The following is an 18929-nucleotide window of genomic DNA, read 5'->3' as shown; positions in this document are numbered from 1 at the left end:
CATGCGACAATGAGAACACTTCTCATTGCCGCACTTGTCGATGTCGTCCCCGGTGGTTTCCCCTGCTGCGCTTGAGCGCCCACTGGCCGCTGCCATCGTCGTTCTGGCACATATCGGCCTGTTCGCGGGCCTGCTCTGGAGCCAGCAGCGCACGCCACTGCAGCTGCCACCGCCGGAGGCCGACCGCACCCAGTTGGTGCTGCTGCCCCCGCGTGCGCCGGAGGTCCCGGTGGAAGAGGTCATCGCCCCGACCCCGCGCGACGCCGCCCGCGTGCAACAGCAAAAACCGCAGCCGCCCAGGCCGCTGCCAGTAACGCCACCGCGCGACACGGCGAACTGGATCATTCCCCCGCCCACACCGCCGAAGCCGGTCACCGACGCACCGGCTCCGGTGCAGCAGCAGGCCTCGGTGGCCGCCGCTCCTCCCAGTCCACCTCTGCCACCCGGGCCCAGCGAGGCCACGCCCGGACGCGACAGCTGGGAAGGCCGGGTGATGGCACGGCTGGAGCGCTTCCGCCGTTACCCGGTGCCGGCGCGCGCGCGCCGCCAGGAGGGCGTGGCCTATGTGCGGGTCAGCCTGTCGCGCGAAGGCAAGCTGCTGGCGCTGGCGCTGGAAAACGGCACCGGCCACGCGTTGCTGGACCAGGCCGCGCTGGATACCTTCCGCCGCGCCGAACCGCTGCCGCCGGTGCCAGCAGACCGTCCGGCCCCGGTGGAGCTGTCGTTCCCGGTTGAATTTTTCATGCGTTGAGCCGGCGCTATTGCGCCTCCAACGTGCGGGCAATCTGCTGTTCAAGCAGTTCGGTGGACCGCTCCGGGTGGCTGGCCTGCGCACGCTGCGCGGCATGATGCGCCTCCAGCAGCAGCCGATAGCGCGCCTCGTCATTCACTTCCACCTCGGCCGCCACAAAGCGCCGCGCCGCCTGGAAGTACAGTTCCTGGGCGTCGCCCAGCACGCGCGCGCGTTCGCGCCAGCGCTCGGTGGCCGCCTGCTCGTTCGGCAGTGCGTCGTAGTGTGCGATCAGGCGCTTGATCGCTTTCAGATCGCCCGCCCGCGCCGCCTGCTCGACCGCGCTCTGCTGCCGCGACGTCAGCGGGCCGGTTTCATTGCCGCCGGCGCAGGCGACCAGCAACACGCACAGCCCGCCCCACATCATCCTTTTCATCTCACGCGCCCACGCTGGAAGAAGCGCTGACATCGTAGGACGACGGAGCGGTGCGCCTCGGTCGCGCATTTCATCGCCGTTCGGGTTCGCGGCGCGCAGGGGGCGAAAACGGCCCTGATCGCCCGCACCATTTGAAATGCAGCTCCGTTTTCCGGCCCATCCGCGCCATCCCATGCCGACGCCCCCTCTTCGCCGCGGCCCCTGCCTAATGACGCTTCCAGCGCGGCGCGCGCATTGTTCTAAAATGCAGGGCATGAGCACCCTGACCTTCCGCGCCGCCACCCTGGCCGACATCCCCGCCCTGATCACCCTGGTCACCTCGGCCTACCGTGGCGACGCCAGCCGCGCCGGCTGGACCACCGAAGCCGACATGCTGGACGGTGCGCGCATCGACGCCCACGGCCTGCAGGCCGACATCGAACGCCCGCGCAGCACGGTGCTGCTGGCCGAACGCAACGGTGCACTCGTCGCCTGCGCACATGTCGCCGACGAGGGCGGCAAGGGCTACTTCGGCATGTTCTCGGTTGACCCGGCCCAGCAGGGCGGCGGCATCGGCAAGCAGGTGATGGACGCCGCTGAAGCGCATGCCGCCCGCGAATGGGGCGTGCCGGTGATGCAGATGACCGTCATCGACATCCGCGACGAGCTGATCGCCTTCTACGAGCGCCGCGGCTATGCCCGCACCGGGATCAAGAAGCCGTTCCCGTATGGCGACGAGCGCTTTGGTATTCCCAAGCGCGACGACCTGCGCTTTGAAGTGCTGGAAAAGCCGCTGGTGGTGCAGCCATGAGCGAGACCTGGACCTTCGTCTGCGCCACCGCCGAACTGCTGCCGGGCGAAATGAAGAGCACGTTTGACGAGGTCACCGGCACCCCGATCGTGGTGTTCAACCTGGACGGCGAGCTGTATGCGCTGGAAGACCAGTGCACACACGAGGAGTTCGAGCTGTCCTCGGGCACCTTCAATACCGAAGAAGGCAGCATCGAATGCGTGCTGCACAGCGCGCGCTTCGACGTGCGCGACGGTCGGGCGCTGTGCGCCCCGGCCTATACCCCGGTGCCGAAATTTCCGGTGAAGCGCGAACACGACGGGGTCTGGACCCGCGACGACCGCGATTGAGCCCACGCCCGGTAACCGGGTGTGACGTTGTGTCACTCGCGGTAACGGATGCGAATCATTATCGTTTGTGTTACCTTGGCGATCCCTTTCGCCTGCGTCCGCCTGTCCGATGGCTTCCGCCCGTGACACCGCCCTGCCTGCACGCCTGATCGCACTGGTTTCCAGCGCGGTGGTGGCCCTGTGCCTGCTGGTGGCGTTCAGCGGCGGCAGCGGCACGTCGCTGGCGGGGGCAATGGGGCATCTGTCGGCCCTGACCCAGGCCCCGGCACCGGCGCAGAACGGCACGCCGACTCCGGTGGCCATCGAAAGCGGTGCGCAAGGCGGTCAACGCGGCGAAGCCGAACCCGACACTGGACGAGATGGCAGCACGACGCTGGCGTCCCTCCCGCTCGTGTGGGCACAGGCGGGTTCACGCGGGATGCTGCAGACCTCGCGTGGCAACAGCCTCACCTTCGCGACGCGATTACCGCGTTCGCACCTGTCCCAGGCTCCGCCCCGCGCGGCCTGATCTGTCGCGCCGCGCCTGACCGCTCGGCCCCGGGCCGCGCCCGGCGTTTTCCCTGCTTTCGTTCCTGCTGTCCCACGCCCCACGCGCATGGCTCCCCCGCCTGTGCGCGCGTCCTGGCATCCGTTTCCCTTTCCAGACCACCTACCCATGATCAAGAGCCGCAAGCACGCCTCCCCGTCCCGCAGCGCCACCGGCCTGGCCACCGCCAGCCTGGTCGCCGGCCTGAGCCTCGCCACCATGCCGCTGGCCGCCCAGGCCGACGCCAACGATCCGGCCAAGACCCTCGACCAGATCGACGTGCACGCCGTGCGCGGCTACAAGGCCGAGAAGCTGTCCTCGCCCAAGTTCACCCAGAGCCTGCAGGACACCCCGCAGACCGTGCAGGTGATCACCAGCGACCTGTTCAACCAGCAGGGTGCCACCACCCTGACCGAAGCGCTGCGCAACAGCCCGGGCGTGGGCACCTTCTATGTCGGTGAGAACGGCAACACCAACACCGGCGACAGCATCTTCATGCGTGGCTTCGACACCTCCAGCAGCATCTTCGTGGATGGCGTGCGCGACCTCGGCTCGATCTCGCGCGATGTGTTCAACACCGAGCAGGTGGAAGTGAGCAAGGGCCCGGCCGGCACCGACAACGGCCGTTCCGCGCCGACCGGTGCGATCAACATGGTCAGCAAGCAGGCCAACCTGCACGATTCGCTGGCCGGCACCGTCTCGGTCGGCACTGACGACCAGGCACGCACCACCGCGGACTGGAACCAGACCCTGGGCGCGACCAGCGCGCTGCGCCTGAACGCCATGTGGCAGGACAACGATCAACCCGGCCGCGACCACGTCACCAACAAGCGCTGGGGCATCGCGCCGTCGCTGGGCTTCGGCCTGGGTACCAACACCCGCTACTACCTGAACCTGTTGTACGTCGACCAGGACAACATTCCCGACGGCGGCGTGCCGACCCTGGGCCTGCCCGGCTGGACCCCTCAGCCGACACTGGAACAGCTGGCCGGGCACCCGGTGGATCCGGAAAACTTCTACGGCACCCGCGCCGACCACGACGATGTCACCGCGAAGATGGCCACGTTCCGCTTCGAGCATGACTTCAACGATAACGTGCGCCTGACCAACACCGCACGCTGGGGCCGCACCGAGCAGGACTACCTGCTGACCGCTTTCATGGGCACCGGCAGCCGCGGGGCCAACGGCGCACCGACCGGCAACATCCGCTACACCGACCGCAACAACCTGGACACCTACACGATCGCGCGCAGCCTGCCGACCTTCAAGGACCAGGAAAACACCATCCTCACCGATCAGCTCAACCTGCGTGCCGATTTCGCTACCGGTGCAGTGCGTCACACCCTGAGCACCGGCCTGGAGTTCACCCGCGAAGAACTGGAAAGCTTCGGGCAGGCCGCCACCGGCGGCACCACCTGGTCGGCCGCCAACCTGTACAACCCGGACTGGAACGCCACCGGCCTGACCTGGGCGCACAACGGTGCCAACAGCTACGGCAAGACTACCACCTCGTCGGTGTATCTGTTCGACACCCTGGCGTTCGGTGACAGCTTCCTGGTGACCGCCGGCCTGCGTGCGGACCACTACAAGACCGAGTACGAAAGCGCCTCGGTGTGCGGCGGCCGCGGCCCGGCTTGCGGCAGCAACCCGGCCGGCACGGTCATCGCCAACCCGTCGCTGGAACACTCGGACACGCTGTTCAACTGGAAGCTGGGCGCGGTGTACAAGGTGGGCAGCGTGGTCAGCCTGTACGCCAACTACGCCATCTCGCAGCAGCCACCGGGCGGCAGCAACTTCGCCCTGAGCAGCTCGGCCAGCAGCGCCGACAACCCGCGCCTGGACCCGCAGAAGGCCAAGACCTTTGAAGTGGGCACCAAGTGGGCGTTCCTGGATGACGCGCTGGCCTTCAACGTCGCGCTGTTCAAGACCGAGGTCAGCAACGAGATCAACACCCAGGTGCTGGACGACGCCGGCAACCCGACCCAGACCGGCAAGAAGTCGGTGCAGGGCATTGAGGTGTCGACCGTCGGCCGCATCACCGACAACTGGTCGGTGTCGGCGGGCTACAGCCACCTCGACACCGAAGTGGAAGAAGGCGCGAACGTGGCCGCCGACGGCACCCGCAACCTGACCTACACCCCGGGTGAAACCTTCACCGGCTGGACCACCTACGTGCTGCCGTTCGGGCTGACCGTGGGCGGTGGCGTGCGCTATGCCGGGCAGATGCACCGTGGCACCGATGGCGCGGTAGGCACGCCGGCGTTCACCAAGTCGTACACGGTGTACGACGCCGTGATCTCGTACGCCTTCAATGACCGCCTGTCGCTGCGTTTGAACGGCTACAACCTGTTCGACAAGAACTACGTGGCCGCGATCAACAAGAGCGGGTACCGTTACACCCCGGGCGCGCCACGCAGCTTCCTGCTCAGCGCGGATTACCGCTTCTAAGGGCTCATGCCATGCTCCTGCACGTTCCGAACGTTCTGCGCCCCGACGAACTGGCCCATCTGCAGCAGGCCCTGGCCGCTGCTGACTGGACCGACGGCCGCGAAACGGTCGGCGTGCAGGGAGCGCAGGTCAAACGCAACGACCAGTTGCCGGATGCATCCCCGCTCAAGGCCGAGCTGGGGCGCATCGTGCTGGCGGCGCTGGAACGGCATCCGCTGTTCTTCGCCGCCGCACTGCCGCTGCGGATCCTGCCGCCGCGCTTCAACCGCTACCAGGGCGGCGGCGAATATGGCTTTCATGTCGATGGCGCAGTGATGCGCCAGCAGCTGGATGGCCAGCTCACCCACCTGCGTTCGGATGTGTCGTGCACGCTGTTCCTGGCCGATCCCGAAAGCTACGACGGCGGTGAACTGATCATCAGCGACACCTATGGCGAGCATGAAGTGAAGCTGCCGGCCGGTGACCTGGTGCTGTATCCGTCCAGCAGCCTGCACAAGGTCAGCGCGGTCACCCGCGGTGCGCGGGTGGCGTCGTTCTTCTGGGTGCAGAGCATGGTGCGCGACGACAGCCAGCGGCGGGCGCTGCTGGAGATGGATACGGCGATTGAAACCCTGCGCGTCACCGGGGCGGATGCGTCGGCGGTGCTGCAGTTGACCGGGGTGTATCACAACCTGCTGAGGCGCTGGAGCGAGACGTAGGACAGGCGCGACGACCAACGGTCGTCGTCTACCAGGGTCGATGTAAATTATTCCTATTTGCATCTGAGTTTCAATCTCACTACAATCCGCGCCGCATCCTGAAAGGACTCCTGCGTGCGCCACCCACACCGCCACCGCTGCTTTGCCCCCGCCATGCGCGGGCAGCGCCCGGCGTTGGCGACGGTGCTGGCCTGGCTGGCCCTGCCGTCGATGCTGGTAGCGGGGTTGCCCCTGCTCGGCCACGCCCCCACCGCGGCCGCAACCGCGCTGCAGCAGCCGGCAGAAGACCGCCGCGGCGGCGAACTGGCCGAGGAATCCCCGGCCAAGCTGCGACGCGCCGCCACCACGCGGGCAATCGCCCAGGCCGAGCGCGAACCGCATCCGCCCACGGTTGAATCTTTTGATGCGCTGATCGCCACCCTGGCCGATCTGCCGCCGCACGTTGTTCCCGCCATCGATTCGGCACCGGCTGCGCCGCTGCCTGCTGCTCCCGGTCTGCGCGTCCAGCGCGGCCAGGCACCGCCCCAGGGCTGATTGCCCGCACCCGGCGCATTCGCGCCGCTCTGGCCCGACCGCTGCGGTCGCACGCCTGTTCCCCTGATTTGTTTCCGTGCTGTGGCCTTCGGCCCCGGCCTTCCCGCGTTTGCACCCTTTGCAAGGAAATCTGCCATGGCCCAGCGCCATCGTCGTCGCACGTCCCTGTCCCGCTGCTCGCTGAGCATCGCCCTGCTCAGCGCACTGAGCGCTCCTGCCTTCGCTGCCGCCGATGTCGCCGGTGATCCCAAGACCCTGGACCAGGTGGTCGTCACCGCCTCGGGCTTCGAACAGAAGATCACCGACGCCCCGGCCAGCATCAGCGTGGTCAGCCGCGAAGAACTGAGCAAGCGCCCGTACACCAGCCTGGTCGACGCCCTGCGCGACGTGGAAGGCATCGACGTCGGCATGGAAACCACCGACAAGAACGGCCGCGCCACCATCTCGATGCGCGGCATGCCGTCCGAATACACCCTGGTGCTGATCGACGGTCGCCGCCAGAGCAACGTTGGCCAGCTGTACCCGAACAACTTCGGCGGCGGCCAGTTCGCCTACCTGCCGCCGCTGGATGCGATTGAACGCATCGAAGTGGTGCGCGGCCCGATGTCCACGCTGTACGGCTCTGACGCCATGGGCGGGGTGATCAACATCATCACCCGCCGCAACCAGGACAGCTGGCACGGTTCGATCACCCAGGGTTTCACCGTGCAGCAGGACGACCAGTTCGGCGACGCGCGCACCACCGACGTGTACCTGACCGGCCCACTGGTGAAGGAGCGCCTGGACCTGGCCGTGCGCGGCAGCTACTACGACGCCAAAGCCTCGAACCCGGAATGGGACGCGCTGACCCTGCCGGATGGCACGCTGTGGGAACGCAGCATCGGCTTCGGTGGCGGCGGCAAGGCGGTGGCCAACACCAACTGGAACACCGGCGTGCGCCTGGCCTTCCACATCAATGACGACCACGACCTGTCGCTGGACTACGACGTCTCGCGCCAGAAGTACGACAACAGCGAAGGCCAGACTGGCACCCTGGACAGCGCCGCCAGCCTGTGGCGCGTGGGCAACGCCACCCTTCCGAACCCGAACGGCACCGGCACCATCACCCGCCGCGTGGTGCAGCCGCGCGTGGGTTACACCGCCTACCAGCGCTACGAGCGCGACCAGCTGGCGCTGAGCCACACCGGGCGCTATGGCTTCGGCACCTGGCAGACCACGCTGACCCACACCACCAGTAACAACCTGGGCCGGTCGCTGCCGCTGACCCTGGACGAGCGCGCCGACCTGCAGACCCTGTGGAACGACGTCTGCCGCCGTACCGGCGCAGCCAACTACTGTGCGGCGGGTCGGGGCAACGCGCTGACCGCGCTCAATGCTGACGAAGCCGCGCGTCTGAACGCGTTCCTGCCGCGCCCGCTGCGCACCATGGAACTGGAAGGCTACGTGCTCGACACCATGCTGGACATGAGCTTCGGCGCGCACAAGCTGACCGTCGGTGGCCAGTACAACGACACCGACATGATTGACGGCGTGTTCGGCATGGACGGTGCCGGCTACCGTGACAATGTGAAGCAGCAGCACCGCATGTGGTCGGTGTTCGCCGAGGACAACTGGGCGCTTACCGACGCGCTGACTGCCACCGTGGGCGTGCGCTACGACGACCACAACATCTTCGGCAGCCATGTCAGCCCGCGCGCCTACCTGGTGTGGAATGCCAGCGACGCGTGGACCTTCAAGGGTGGCGTCAGCACCGGCTACAAGACCCCGCGTCCGGATCAGCTGTTCCCCGGCGTGACCGGCTTCGGTGGCCAGGGCGTGCTGCCGCTGGTGGGTTCGCCGAACCTGCAGCCGGAAACCAGCACCAACTATGAAATCGCCTCGTACTACGAGGGCGAGCGCTGGGGCTTCAATATCACCGGCTTCCTCAACAAGTTCGACGACAAGATCGCCAGCGGCGGCACCTTCCCGAACTGCGAAGTGGCCCCGGCCGGCAGCGGCTACTGCGTGGACGTCGGCCCGGGCTGGGCGGCGCTGGGCTACAGCACCTTCAGCCAGAGCGTGAACATCGACAAGGCTGAAACCCGCGGCGTGGAAGCGGCGGCGCATGTGGATCTGCTAGACAGCCTGCAGCTGCGCGGCAACTACACGTACACGAAGTCCGAGCAGACCAGTGGCGTGGACAAGGGCAAGCCGGTCGGCGGCAGCACCACCCCGGCCAAGCACATGGCCAATGCCAGCCTGAACTGGCAGATCAATGACGCGGTGAGCCTGTCGCTGATCGGCGAAGGCCGCTATGACCGGTATCGCGACACGCTGGTGACCAATGTGGGTGGGGTGGCCACTTCGCAGGTGCGTTACTACGAGGACTACACGATCTTCCACCTGGGCGGCAGCTGGAACATCAACCAGTGGCTGACCTTGAATGCACGGGTGAACAACCTGTTCGACAAGGATTTCGTCTCGCAGTCGTGTGTGTTGATCAGCGACAGCGAGTTCAACTGCGTGGATGATTACGCGACCAAGGACCAGCGTCGTAGTTATTGGATTTCGTTGAACGCGAAGTTCTGACGCAACGGTTTGCACGGGCGTGCCGACCAACGGTCGGCACCTACCATGGGTAGCGCCCGACCGTTGGTCGGGCGTCGGCCAGCGGCCGGACACCCCATCAATTGCGAACCATTCTCAACAATGGTCTAATCCGCGTCTGAATTCCCGAGCGCGTCTCCTTGGCCACCCCGTCTTCCAGCGTGCAGCAGCAACAGTCCCGTGGCTTCTGGCTGCGCACCCTGCACCAGTGGCACTGGATCAGCTCGGCGGTGTGCCTGATTGGCATGATCCTGTTCGCCGCTACCGGCCTTACCCTGAACCACGCGGCGAAGATCGAATCCACCCCGCAGGTGGTCAACCAGCAGCTGCAGCTGCCGGCCGACCTGCTGGCCAAGCTCGGTGACCGCGAGGACGGCAACGCCCCCATCCCCCGCCCGGCCACGCGATGGCTGGACCGCGAACTGGGCATCTCGATCGGCCGCCGGCCGGCCGAGTGGTCGCCGGAGGAAATCTATCTGTCCCTGCCCCGCCCCGGCGGCGATGCCTGGTTGAGCATCGACCGCGAGACCGGCTCGGTGGAATACGAATCCACCGCGCGCGGTTGGGTGTCGTACTTCAACGACCTGCACAAGGGCCGCAATGCCGGGCCGGCCTGGGGCTGGTTCCTGGACATCTTTGCCGTGGCCTGCCTGGTGTTCTGCATCACCGGCCTGTTCCTGCTGCACCTGCATGCCCGCCAGCGCCGCATGACCTGGCCGCTGGTCGGCGTGGGCCTGATGGTGCCGCTGCTCATCGCCCTGATCCTCATCCACTGACCTGCCCTACGGAGCCGCACCATGCGCGTTACCCTGACCATCGCCCTGAGCGGCCTGCTGGCCACCTCGCCGGCCTATGCCACCACCCTGGACATCAACGTCGAGGTGCCCAAGCTCAACGTGGCCGAATACCACCGCCCGTATGTCGCGGTGTGGCTGGAAGGGGCCGACCAGAAGGTCGCCGCCAATCTGTCGGTGTGGTACCAGCAGAGCGGCAACGCCGAGGGCCATGGCACCAAGTGGCTGCCGGACCTGCGCCAGTGGTGGCGCAAGAGCGGCCGCACGCTGACCGTGCCGGTTGATGGCGTCACCGGGCCGACACGTCCGGCCGGTAACCATGCGCTGTCGTTCTCTTCGCAGAAGGCCGACGGGCGTGGCCCGTCGCTACAGTCGCTGGCGCCGGGCAACTACACTCTGGTGGTGGAAGCCGTGCGTGAAGTCGGCGGCCGCGAACTGCTCAAGATCCCCTTCACCTGGCCGGCCACTGCTCCGCAGTCCGGAAAGGCGCAGGGCAGCACCGAACTGGGCCTGGTGACGCTGTCGGTCAAGCCCTGATATCCCTCATCCGTACATGGAGTTTTTGATGAAGCGCTCGCTTGTCCTAGCCGCCGCCCTGGCTGCCGCACTTCCGTTCTCCGCCTTGGCTCACAAGGCGTGGCTGCTGCCCTCGCAGACCGTGATCGCCGGCAACAACCCGGCCATCACCGTCGATGCGGCGGTGTCCAATGACCTGTTCTACTTCAACCACGTGCCGCTGCGCCTGGAAAGCATCGTCATCACCGCTCCCGACGGCACCACCGTGCAGCCGCAGAACGGCTCCACCGGCAAGTTCCGCAGCGTGTTCGACCTGGAGCTGACCCAGCAGGGCACCTACCGCCTGGCCTCGGTCAACAGCGGGCTGTCGGCGACGTGGGAAGAGAACGGCCAGCCCAAGCGCTGGCGCGGCACCCCGGCCACCTTCGCCACCGAAGTGCCGAAGAAGGCCAAGAAGCTGCAGGTCGCGCAGTCGGTGAACCGGGTGGAAACCTTCGTCACCAACGGCACCCCGAACGACACCGCACTGAAGCCAACCAAGCAGGGCATCGAGCTGGTGGCGGTCGGTCACCCGAACGACCTCGCCGCCGGTGAAGCGGCGAAGTTCCGCATTCTGGTCGACGGCAAGCCGCGCGCCGGCCTGGCCGTGGAAATCGTCCGCGGCGGTACGCGTTACCGCAACGCGCAGGACGAGATCAAAGTGACCACCGACAAGAAGGGCGAGTTCTCGGTCACGTGGCCGGAAGCTGGCATGTACTGGCTGGAAACCAGCAGCGAAGACAAGAAGACCTCGCTGAAGCCGGCGAAGACGCGTCGGTTGAATTACGTCGCGACGCTTGAGGTTTTGCCGCAGTAACCGCGCGGAAGGAATGCCGGGCTGATGCTGGCCCGGCTGCCGCGGCCGTGAAACCCCCTACTGACCGGCGGCCGCCGTGAAACCCGTAGAGCCGGGCTTGCCCGGCTGTTTTTCGCGTCAAGCCATCCGCCAACAGCAGCCGGGCAAGCCCGGCTCTACGTTCCCCAACATCCCGCACCATCCCGAATCGCCCCGAACCATCCCCGCACCATCCGGCAACACCTGCATCCACATGACCTTCGCTTCCCCCGACATCGCGCGTCTTGGTGGCCACACCATGGGCACCACCTGGCAGGTCACGCTGGTGGCCACGCCCAGCCGCGACCTGCACCCGCTGCATGCGGGCATCCAGGCGCAGCTGGATACGGTGGTGGCGCAGATGAGTACCTGGGAAGCCGGCAGCGATATCTCCCGCTTCAACGCCGCGCCTGCAGGCACCGCGTTATCGGTGCCCGAACCGTTCGGCCACGTGCTGCGTGCCGCACTGGATATCGCCGCGCGCAGCGGCGGTGCGTTTGATCCGACCGTCGGGCCTCTGGTCGCACTGTGGGGTTTCGGTGCCCATGCACATGCGCGGCGAGTGCCTGACATTTCCTTACTGGACGCCACCCGTGCACGCTGCGGCTGGCAACGACTTTCGCTGCAGGGCGAGCAGCTCACCCAACCCGGGGGGTTGGAGCTGGATCTTTCTGCCATCGCCAAAGGCTTCGCCGTGGATGCGGTCAGTGCCTGGCTGCGCACGCAGGACATCAGCGCGGCCCTGGTGGAAGTCGGCGGCGAACTGTACGGCTATGGCAGCAAGCCCGACGGCCAACCGTGGCGGGTGCTGGTGGAATCAGAACCCGAAGCCGATGCAGCCGCCAACCATCCGCCACGCGTGCTGGCGCTGAATGACCTCGCCGTCGCCACGTCGGGTGACCGCTGGCATCACTACGCCGCCGATGGCGTGCAGTACAGTCACACCCTGGACCCGCGCACGGGTTCACCGGTGACCCGTGCCGCGGCGGCGGTCACCGTCGTCGCCGACGACGCGATGCATGCCGATGGCTGGGCCACCGCCCTGACCGTGATGGGACGTGAGCAGGGTCTGGCCTTCGCCGGCGAACACAACCTCGCCGCACGCTTTGTCACCCGCACCGCAGACGGCATTGAAGAACACCTGAGCCCGGCGTTCCAGCGCCTGCTCGACGCACAGCAGGCGGCCGCGTGAGCCGCGCCGTACTGGGCAATATCGCCGTCGGCGTGCTGCTCGTAGTTCTGGCATTGCTGCTGCTGCAGCTGCACCTGGCCGAGCCGTGGTGGCTGGCAGCGCCACTGGCCTCGCACTGGCGCTGGGCCGCCGGCAGTCTGCTTGCCTATGCGGCCTTCTGCGGCTGGCTGTGGTGGCGCGGGCGCACGCGCGACGACGCCACCGCCGGCAGCGATGCCCTGCTGCTTGTCTGGGCCAGCCAGACTGGTTTTGCCCAGCAGCTGGCCGAACGCAGCGCTGAAGCCCTGCGCGCAGCCGGCTTGTCGGTACGGCTGCGCGGCCTGCACCAGGTGGACGCAGAACTGCTTCAATCCAGCACGCGCGTGCTGTTCATTGCCAGCACCACCGGCGAGGGTGACGCACCGGACCATGCGCTGCCGTTCCTGCGCAGGGTGATGCCACAGTCGTTGAAGCTGCCTGATCTGCACTACGGCGTGCTGGCGCTGGGCGATCGCAGTTACGGCCACTTCTGCGGGTTCGGTCACCAGCTGGATGCATGGCTGCGCAAGCACGGTGCACACCCGCTGTTCGATACCGTTGAAGTAGACAACGCCGACCCGGCCGCGCTGCGCCACTGGCAGCAGTTGCTGGGCCAGCTGGGTGGCAACCCGACCGAACTGCCGGACTGGGCCCCGGCGCAATACCAGCCATGGACGTTGGTGCACCGCGGACAGGTCAATGTCGGCAGCCCCGGCGCCGCCACCTGGCGGGTTGATCTGGTGCCCGCAGACGGTGTGCTGACCGCTTGGCAGGCCGGCGACGTTGTCGAGATCGGCCCGCAGCATGCACCGGCCGAGGTCGATGCGTGGCTGCAGACCCACGGCCGCGACGGCGCACGACTGATCGAGGGCGAGCCATTGCGCACGCACCTCGCCCGCTCACATCTACCGCAACTGCCCGAGTCGGTCCCGGCGGATGATGCGGCGCTGGTGGCCTCGCTGAAGCCGCTGCCGCATCGCGAGTACTCCATCGCCAGCACCGCCGCAGAAGGCCAGGTCACGCTGCTGCTGCGCCGCCTGCTGCGCCCGGATGGCACGCCGGGGCTGGGCAGTGGCTGGTTGTGCGACTACGCCGAACCGGGTGGACGCATTGACCTGCGCTTCCGCTCCAATCCGAACTTCCATGCGCCGCCGCAGGATGCACCGTTGATTCTGATCGGCAACGGCACCGGCATCGCCGGCCTGCGCGCCCACCTGCAGGCGCGGGTGGACGCCGGTGCGCAAAGCAACTGGCTGCTGTTTGGCGAGCGCACCGCCGCGCATGATTTCCATTTTGGCGACGACTTGCTGCGCTGGCAGCGCGAAGGTTTCATCGCGCCGCTGGATGCGGTGTTCAGTCGTGATGGTGGTGAACATCGCTATGTGCAGGATCGGCTGGCCGCGCAGCTGGACACGCTGCGGCAGTGGGTGCGGGAAGGGGCGACGATTCTGGTGTGCGGCAGTTTGCAGGGCATGGCACCGGCCGTGGACGCGGTGATCGAGCAGGCACTTGGGCGCGAGGGCAAGGAAGCGTTGATCATCGCCGGGCGTTATCGGCGCGACGTCTACTAGTAGTGCCGGGCTTGCCCGGCAAACCGGCATCCCGGCAGCGGGGCAAGCCCCGCTCTACGCATCCAACCGGATCGCCAACAACTCCCCGCCCCCACTCAACGCATAGCGCCGACGCTCCCCCGCTGCCAACCACGCGGTATCCCCCGCCGCCATCGCCGGCAGGCCGTCCTCACCTTCAAACTCCGCCTGCCCGGCCAGCAGATGCACCGCCCACGCCGTCCCCGGCTCGGTGAAGAAGAACATGCTGCCCACCAGCGGCCGATGCAGCAGCTCCGCACGCAGCGCATCGCGCTTCCACATCAGATTGAAATCATGGGTCACCCCATCGATCAGCTCGCCGGTTATGGCCTCCTCACCGGCAAATCGCACTCGATCATGCGGCGGCAACAACGTATGCACACGCCCATCGGCGAAGCGCAACCGCACCCCCTCCCCGCGTAGCAGCACCAGTTCGCGCTCTACTCCCGGGAACGCAGAGAACGCCGCGTCCTGTTCAATCTCCGCAATCGACAGTCGCACCTGCCAGTCCTCGCTGTCCGGCACGCGCAGAATCTCCCGCGTCCAGCCCAGGCCGTTGCGCCAGCGCTCGCGGCGGTATTCAAACGAAGGAATGACGCGGGTGCTCGCGCCCAGCACGGAAGATTCGCTCATGCGGCCATTGTGCCGCAGCACGCACTCAACCGGGGCGGCCGCCGCAATCGGGAGCCAGCAGGCGCGAATGCTCCAGCCATTCCTTATCCGGGTAGTAGGCAAACACGAACGCCCCGCCGCGCAGGCTGTTGATCAACGGCTTGGCCACGGTCAGGCGCACCGCCGGGCAACCCAGGCTGCGGCCGAGCCGTCCCTGCAGCTGCGCAACGGAGGGATTCACGTAGGGTGCGCCGTGCATGACGATGGCGCGGTCGCGCGCGTTGTCATTGAACCCCGGCTCCAACCCATCCAGGCGCAGCGAGTAACCGTTTCCGCCCATGTAGGTTTCCCGGGCGGTAAAGCCGCCGAGGCTGGACATGAAGCTGCCGTCGCGGTTGGAGAAGCGCTCGGTGCGGTTGCTGCCGCTGTTACGCCCATGTGCCACCCACTCCTGGTAGAGCAGCTTCTGCTGGGTGACATCGAACACCCACAGGCGCTGTTCTGTGGACGGGCGCGAGTAGTCGATCACCGCCAGACGGGTGGGATCAACCGCGGAATTGGGCTGGCGCTGAGCACATTGCAGCGCCGCCGTCGCCAACTGCAGCACCTTGCGATCGGCCGCCGGCGCGGCCCGTGCAAGCGCCTCTGCCAGTAGAGCCGGGCTCTGCCCGGCTGCTGGCCCGGTAAGGGCCAGTCCAATCAGCAACGTCGTCAGCAGGCGCAATGACATCCCTACAACGTCGGCGCGCCCGCGTCGGATTCCAACACCGGCTGCAGGTTCTGTTCATCCGCCACCGGGCGCACCGCCGGCAGGCTGGTCACCAGCAGCGTGGTCCCGGGCACCAGCGCCTTGTACAGCTGCTCGGCAAACGCCGGCGGCAGCGCCATCGGCAGGCTGGGCGTGGCCAGCAGGTCCGGGCTGGCATTGCCAGCGCTCTGGCCCAGCAGCGGGTATGCAGTCCAGCGGTGCAGTTTCTGGGTGGCATCCAGCGGGCTGGGCGTTTCCGCAAAGCCCTGCTGCATCACGAACAGCGTGGTGCCCTCGAACGCAGGCAACGCCTTGGCCTGCAGCCGCGACTCACCGATCAGCACGCCATCGCGCAGCACGTACAGGCGCTGGTCGTGCAGGCTGACCAGAATGCCGACCTGCCCACTCGGCGCGGCCGCGTCATTCCAGTAGTGATCCGGCGCATCGGTGGTTTCCGGCAACGGCTTGCCGATGCTGTTCACCGGTGCCAGCACCGCCGGGTACGCCAGGCTCATCGGCGCGCTCTTGGCGTCGGCCACCACCACGGTGTCGCCGCGCTTGGTTTCACCGAACAGCTTTTGTGCGAATGCCTGCGGCAGGCGCACGCACCCGTGCGAGGCCGGATGACCGGGCAGGTTGCCGCCATGCAGGGCGATGCCGTCCCAGGTCAGGCGCTGCATGTAGGGCATCGGCGCACTGTTGTAGAGGTTGGACTTGTGGTCCTTGTCCTTCTGCAGAATGGTGAATACACCGGTCGGGGTTTCATGGCCGGGTTTGCCCGAGCTGATCGTGCTCAGGCCAATGGCGATACCGTTGCGATAGACGTAGGCACGCTGCTCATCGAGGCTGACCACCAGCACGATCGGGCCGGCCGGGGAAATTTCGGGGTGCCAGAGGAACTCACCGGGCTTGAGGTCGGTGGGGCCGCGCGGGGTTTCAGTGGAGGCCGGCGCAGCGGCCCAGGCCGGTGCGGCGGCGAGCGCGAGAATTCCCATCGAGGCGTTGATAAACGTGCGGCGTGCAATCATCGGGTCGATCCTTGAGGGCTGATGCCACGCTAGCACGCCCACCGTCCGCGACGCGCATGGCGCGTCGCTACGCGGCGTTGTCGCCAAAAACAAAATTGCCCGGCCACACATCCTGTGTAGACCGGGCAATCAGGTACATCCGTGTCGGCTTCCCGCCTTCCCCCTGTGCATCCTGCCCAGAATGGGTGCCGGCCATGCTCCCTGCACTCGGCCGTATATCCGCCAATAACCCTTCCCGGGTCTGGAACCACCTTCCCGGTGGAACCGCGCCATTCCCTGGTCGCAGCATCCTTGCGTGCCTCGTCCGTGCGGCTGTCGGGACGACTGCGGCATCCTGCCGCAACCACCGTTGACGGGCGTCCTGCCTGTCGCGACCAATCCCCTCGTAATCCCCTACGTCAGCGCCTTGGTACGGGTGCCGGCACGTCCTGCCTGGACGGTGCCGCTGTGGGTGCCTGCCTGGTGCCCACCGTCATCCGCTGTCGGTTCCGTTCGACTGTTGCTGTCCCTATCCCCTTCACCCGGGTCAGATCCTCGACCCGCAGGAAGGGACCGTGTTGGCGCCGGTATGTGACGATCGCCTGGGCCTTGACCGGCCCGACATTCGTCAATCCCTGTTCCAGCGCCGCCGCATCGGCGGTATTGATGTTGATCCGCTCTGCCGTCCAGGCAGCGAAGCTCAACAACAGCCCCAGCACGAGTGCGTTACACGACTTCCAAAGCCCCACCGTGTAGCTCCCTGTGGCCCGGCACCGGTAGCAACCGGCTTATCCCGTCGGTGCTGCGAGTGTGCCCCGCCACATGCAGCCATCCTATCGTCCACATCGCCTTCACACAGCCGGCCAAATACCCGATGTGGTGTAGGAAAATTCCTACACGGGCAGCAGGCGTAGAATGGGCGGACTAGACCCAAGCATTCGGAGCTTCAGATGGACAGCGCCAAACTCGGCCAATACGTCAGTGACAAGTGGGACAACGAGATCGTCCCGCAATTGGTCGAATACATCCGCATTCCCAACAAATCGCCGATGTTCGACGCCAATTGGGTGGCCAATGGCTACATGGAACAGGCGGTGACCCTGATGGAGAACTGGGCCAAGGCCCAGAAGCTGCCGGGGCTGCAGGTGGAAGTGGTGCGTCTGGAAGGCCGTACCCCGCTGATCCTGCTGGAAATTCCGGCCACCGGTCCGGAAACCGGCGATGACACCATCCTGCTGTACGGCCATCTGGACAAGCAGCCGGAAATGACCGGCTGGGACGACGACCTCGGCCCGTGGGTGCCGGTGCTGCGTGGCGACAAGCTGTACGGTCGCGGCGGCGCGGATGACGGCTATGCCATCTTCGGTTCGCTGGCCGCCGTGCTGGCGCTGCAGGAACAGGGCCTGCCGCACGCACGCTGCGTGGTGCTGATCGAAGCCTGCGAGGAATCGGGCAGCTACGACCTGCCGGCGTATGTGGACCACCTGGCCGACCGCATCGGCAAGCCGTCGCTGGTGGTGTGCCTGGACTCCGGTTGCGCCAACTACGACCAGCTGTGGTGCACCACCTCGCTGCGCGGCCTGACCGGCGGCAACTTCTCGGTGAAGGTGCTCAACGAAGGCGTGCACTCCGGTGATGCCTCCGGCGTGGTGCCGTCCAGCTTCCGCCTGCTGCGCCAGCTGCTGTCGCGCATTGAAGACGAAAACACCGGGCGCATCCTGATCGACGGCATGCACGTGGAGATCCCGGCCGAGCGCCTGGACCAGGCCAAGCGTGCGGCTGACGTGGTGGATACCGCCATTTTCGACAAATTCCCGCTGGTGGACGGCCTCAAGCCGATGGCCGACGACCTGTCCGAGCTGGTGCTCAACCGCACCTGGCGTCCGGCGCTGTCGGTGACCGGTGTGGACGGCATGCCGCCGCTGGCCTCGGCCGGCAACGTACTGCGCCCGCATACGGCGGTGAAGCTGTCGCTGCGCCTGCCGCCGACTGCTGACGGCAAGGCCTGTGGCGAACTGCTCAAGCAGGCCCTGCTGCGCGACCCGCCGAACGGCGCGGAAGTGAAGCTGGACCTGGAGAAGGCCTCCTCCGGCTGGAACGCACCGGCGATGGCCCCGTGGCTGACCCAGGCCATCGATGACGCCAGCCAGACCTTCTTCGGCAAGCCGGCCATGTACATGGGCGAAGGCGGCTCGATTCCGTTCATGGGCATGCTGGGCGAGAAGTTCCCCGGTGCGCAGTTCATGATCACCGGCGTGCTGGGCCCGCATTCCAACGCGCACGGCCCGAACGAGTTCCTGCACATCCCGATGGGCAAGCGGGTCACCGCCTGCGTGTCGAAGGTGATCAGCGAACACCATGCGGCCAGCCTGCGCGGTGAGACCAGCGGTTCGCCGGTGGCGGCTGACAGCGGTACCCGTCATGGTGGGCATGGTTGCTGCTGATGTAGAGCCGGGCTCTGCCCGGCTGCGTTTCATCGGTTAGCCGGGCAAGCCCGGCTCT

The 18929-nt window shown here is 66.9% G+C and carries 19 protein-coding genes; 14 read left to right on the top strand and 5 right to left on the bottom strand.

Going from position 1 to position 18929, the window contains the following annotated elements:
• Positions 1-40: 40 nt before the first annotated feature.
• Positions 41-751, top strand: coding sequence for an energy transducer TonB family protein (locus PDM29_RS12575; RefSeq protein ID WP_311190457.1), 711 nt, complete (start codon positions 41-43; stop codon positions 749-751).
• A 7-nt stretch (positions 752-758) separates the two neighbouring features.
• Here PDM29_RS12575 and PDM29_RS12570 read toward each other — a convergent pair whose 3' ends face one another.
• Positions 759-1166 carry a hypothetical protein gene (locus PDM29_RS12570; RefSeq protein WP_311190456.1) on the bottom strand — a complete coding sequence of 136 codons (408 nt, stop codon included), beginning with the start codon at positions 1164-1166 and terminating at the stop codon, positions 759-761.
• A 253-nt stretch (positions 1167-1419) separates the two neighbouring features.
• Between PDM29_RS12570 and PDM29_RS12565 the strand changes: the two genes are divergently transcribed.
• The 12 genes from PDM29_RS12565 (at position 1420) to PDM29_RS12510 (ending at position 14042) form a co-directional block, all read left to right on the top strand.
• A complete protein-coding gene (locus tag PDM29_RS12565; protein WP_311190455.1) occupies positions 1420-1956 on the top strand; it encodes a GNAT family N-acetyltransferase in 537 nt (178 codons plus the stop codon).
• On the top strand, positions 1953-2285 hold the full coding sequence (locus tag PDM29_RS12560; protein ID WP_311190454.1) for a non-heme iron oxygenase ferredoxin subunit: 333 nt from the start codon (positions 1953-1955) through the stop codon (positions 2283-2285). Before PDM29_RS12565 ends, PDM29_RS12560 begins: the two co-directional genes overlap by 4 nt.
• 109 nt (positions 2286-2394) lie before the next feature.
• Positions 2395-2793 (top strand): hypothetical protein, encoded by a 399-nt coding sequence (locus PDM29_RS12555; RefSeq protein WP_311190453.1) that lies wholly within the window; start codon positions 2395-2397, stop codon positions 2791-2793.
• A gap of 147 nt (positions 2794-2940) precedes the next feature.
• Complete coding sequence (locus tag PDM29_RS12550) at positions 2941-5259, top strand: catecholate siderophore receptor Fiu (protein WP_311190452.1); 2319 nt, start codon at positions 2941-2943, stop codon at positions 5257-5259.
• Positions 5260-5270: 11 nt separating this feature from the next.
• A complete protein-coding gene (locus PDM29_RS12545) occupies positions 5271-5957 on the top strand; it encodes a Fe2+-dependent dioxygenase (protein ID WP_311190451.1) in 687 nt (228 codons plus the stop codon).
• Between the two features lie 114 nt (positions 5958-6071).
• Positions 6072-6491, top strand: coding sequence for a hypothetical protein (locus PDM29_RS12540; protein ID WP_311190450.1), 420 nt, complete (start codon positions 6072-6074; stop codon positions 6489-6491).
• A 135-nt stretch (positions 6492-6626) separates the two neighbouring features.
• A complete protein-coding gene (locus PDM29_RS12535; protein ID WP_311190449.1) occupies positions 6627-9059 on the top strand; it encodes a TonB-dependent receptor domain-containing protein in 2433 nt (810 codons plus the stop codon).
• Positions 9060-9217: 158 nt separating this feature from the next.
• The gene (locus PDM29_RS12530; protein WP_311190448.1) at positions 9218-9853 is read left to right on the top strand and encodes a PepSY-associated TM helix domain-containing protein; all 636 of its coding nucleotides are present in this window, start codon (positions 9218-9220) and stop codon (positions 9851-9853) included.
• 21 nt (positions 9854-9874) lie between these two features.
• Complete coding sequence (locus PDM29_RS12525; RefSeq protein WP_311190447.1) at positions 9875-10408, top strand: DUF2271 domain-containing protein; 534 nt, start codon at positions 9875-9877, stop codon at positions 10406-10408.
• A 28-nt stretch (positions 10409-10436) separates the two neighbouring features.
• Positions 10437-11243, top strand: coding sequence for a DUF4198 domain-containing protein (locus PDM29_RS12520; protein ID WP_311190446.1), 807 nt, complete (start codon positions 10437-10439; stop codon positions 11241-11243).
• A gap of 232 nt (positions 11244-11475) precedes the next feature.
• Entirely contained in the window at positions 11476-12453 is a 978-nt protein-coding gene (locus PDM29_RS12515) for an FAD:protein FMN transferase (RefSeq protein WP_311190445.1), read from the top strand.
• Positions 12450-14042: a sulfite reductase subunit alpha gene (locus tag PDM29_RS12510; protein WP_311190444.1), complete on the top strand. Its 1593-nt coding sequence runs from the start codon at positions 12450-12452 to the stop codon at positions 14040-14042. Before PDM29_RS12515 ends, PDM29_RS12510 begins: the two co-directional genes overlap by 4 nt.
• 54 nt (positions 14043-14096) lie before the next feature.
• Here the strand turns inward: PDM29_RS12510 and PDM29_RS12505 are convergent, their stop codons facing one another.
• The 4 genes from PDM29_RS12505 to PDM29_RS12490 all read right to left on the bottom strand — a co-directional run bounded on the left by PDM29_RS12505 (position 14097) and on the right by PDM29_RS12490 (position 17131).
• Positions 14097-14693, bottom strand: coding sequence for a HutD/Ves family protein (locus tag PDM29_RS12505; RefSeq protein WP_311190443.1), 597 nt, complete (start codon positions 14691-14693; stop codon positions 14097-14099).
• Positions 14694-14718: 25 nt separating this feature from the next.
• A complete protein-coding gene (locus PDM29_RS12500) occupies positions 14719-15402 on the bottom strand; it encodes a murein L,D-transpeptidase catalytic domain family protein (RefSeq protein WP_311190442.1) in 684 nt (227 codons plus the stop codon).
• Between the two features lie 2 nt (positions 15403-15404).
• Entirely contained in the window at positions 15405-16448 is a 1044-nt protein-coding gene (locus PDM29_RS12495; RefSeq protein ID WP_311190441.1) for a L,D-transpeptidase, read from the bottom strand.
• A gap of 398 nt (positions 16449-16846) precedes the next feature.
• Positions 16847-17131: a ComEA family DNA-binding protein gene (locus PDM29_RS12490; RefSeq protein ID WP_311190440.1), complete on the bottom strand. Its 285-nt coding sequence runs from the start codon at positions 17129-17131 to the stop codon at positions 16847-16849.
• Positions 17132-17377: 246 nt separating this feature from the next.
• Between PDM29_RS12490 and PDM29_RS12485 the strand changes: the two genes are divergently transcribed.
• A complete protein-coding gene (locus PDM29_RS12485) occupies positions 17378-18871 on the top strand; it encodes a M20 family metallopeptidase (RefSeq protein ID WP_311190439.1) in 1494 nt (497 codons plus the stop codon).
• Positions 18872-18929: the final 58 nt, after the last annotated feature.

This window comes from Stenotrophomonas oahuensis (assembly GCF_031834595.1).
Lineage (GTDB): Bacteria > Pseudomonadota > Gammaproteobacteria > Xanthomonadales > Xanthomonadaceae > Stenotrophomonas > Stenotrophomonas oahuensis.
The sequence above is the reverse complement of the archived record's forward strand: the minus strand, read 5'-3'. Positions and strand labels throughout refer to the sequence as shown.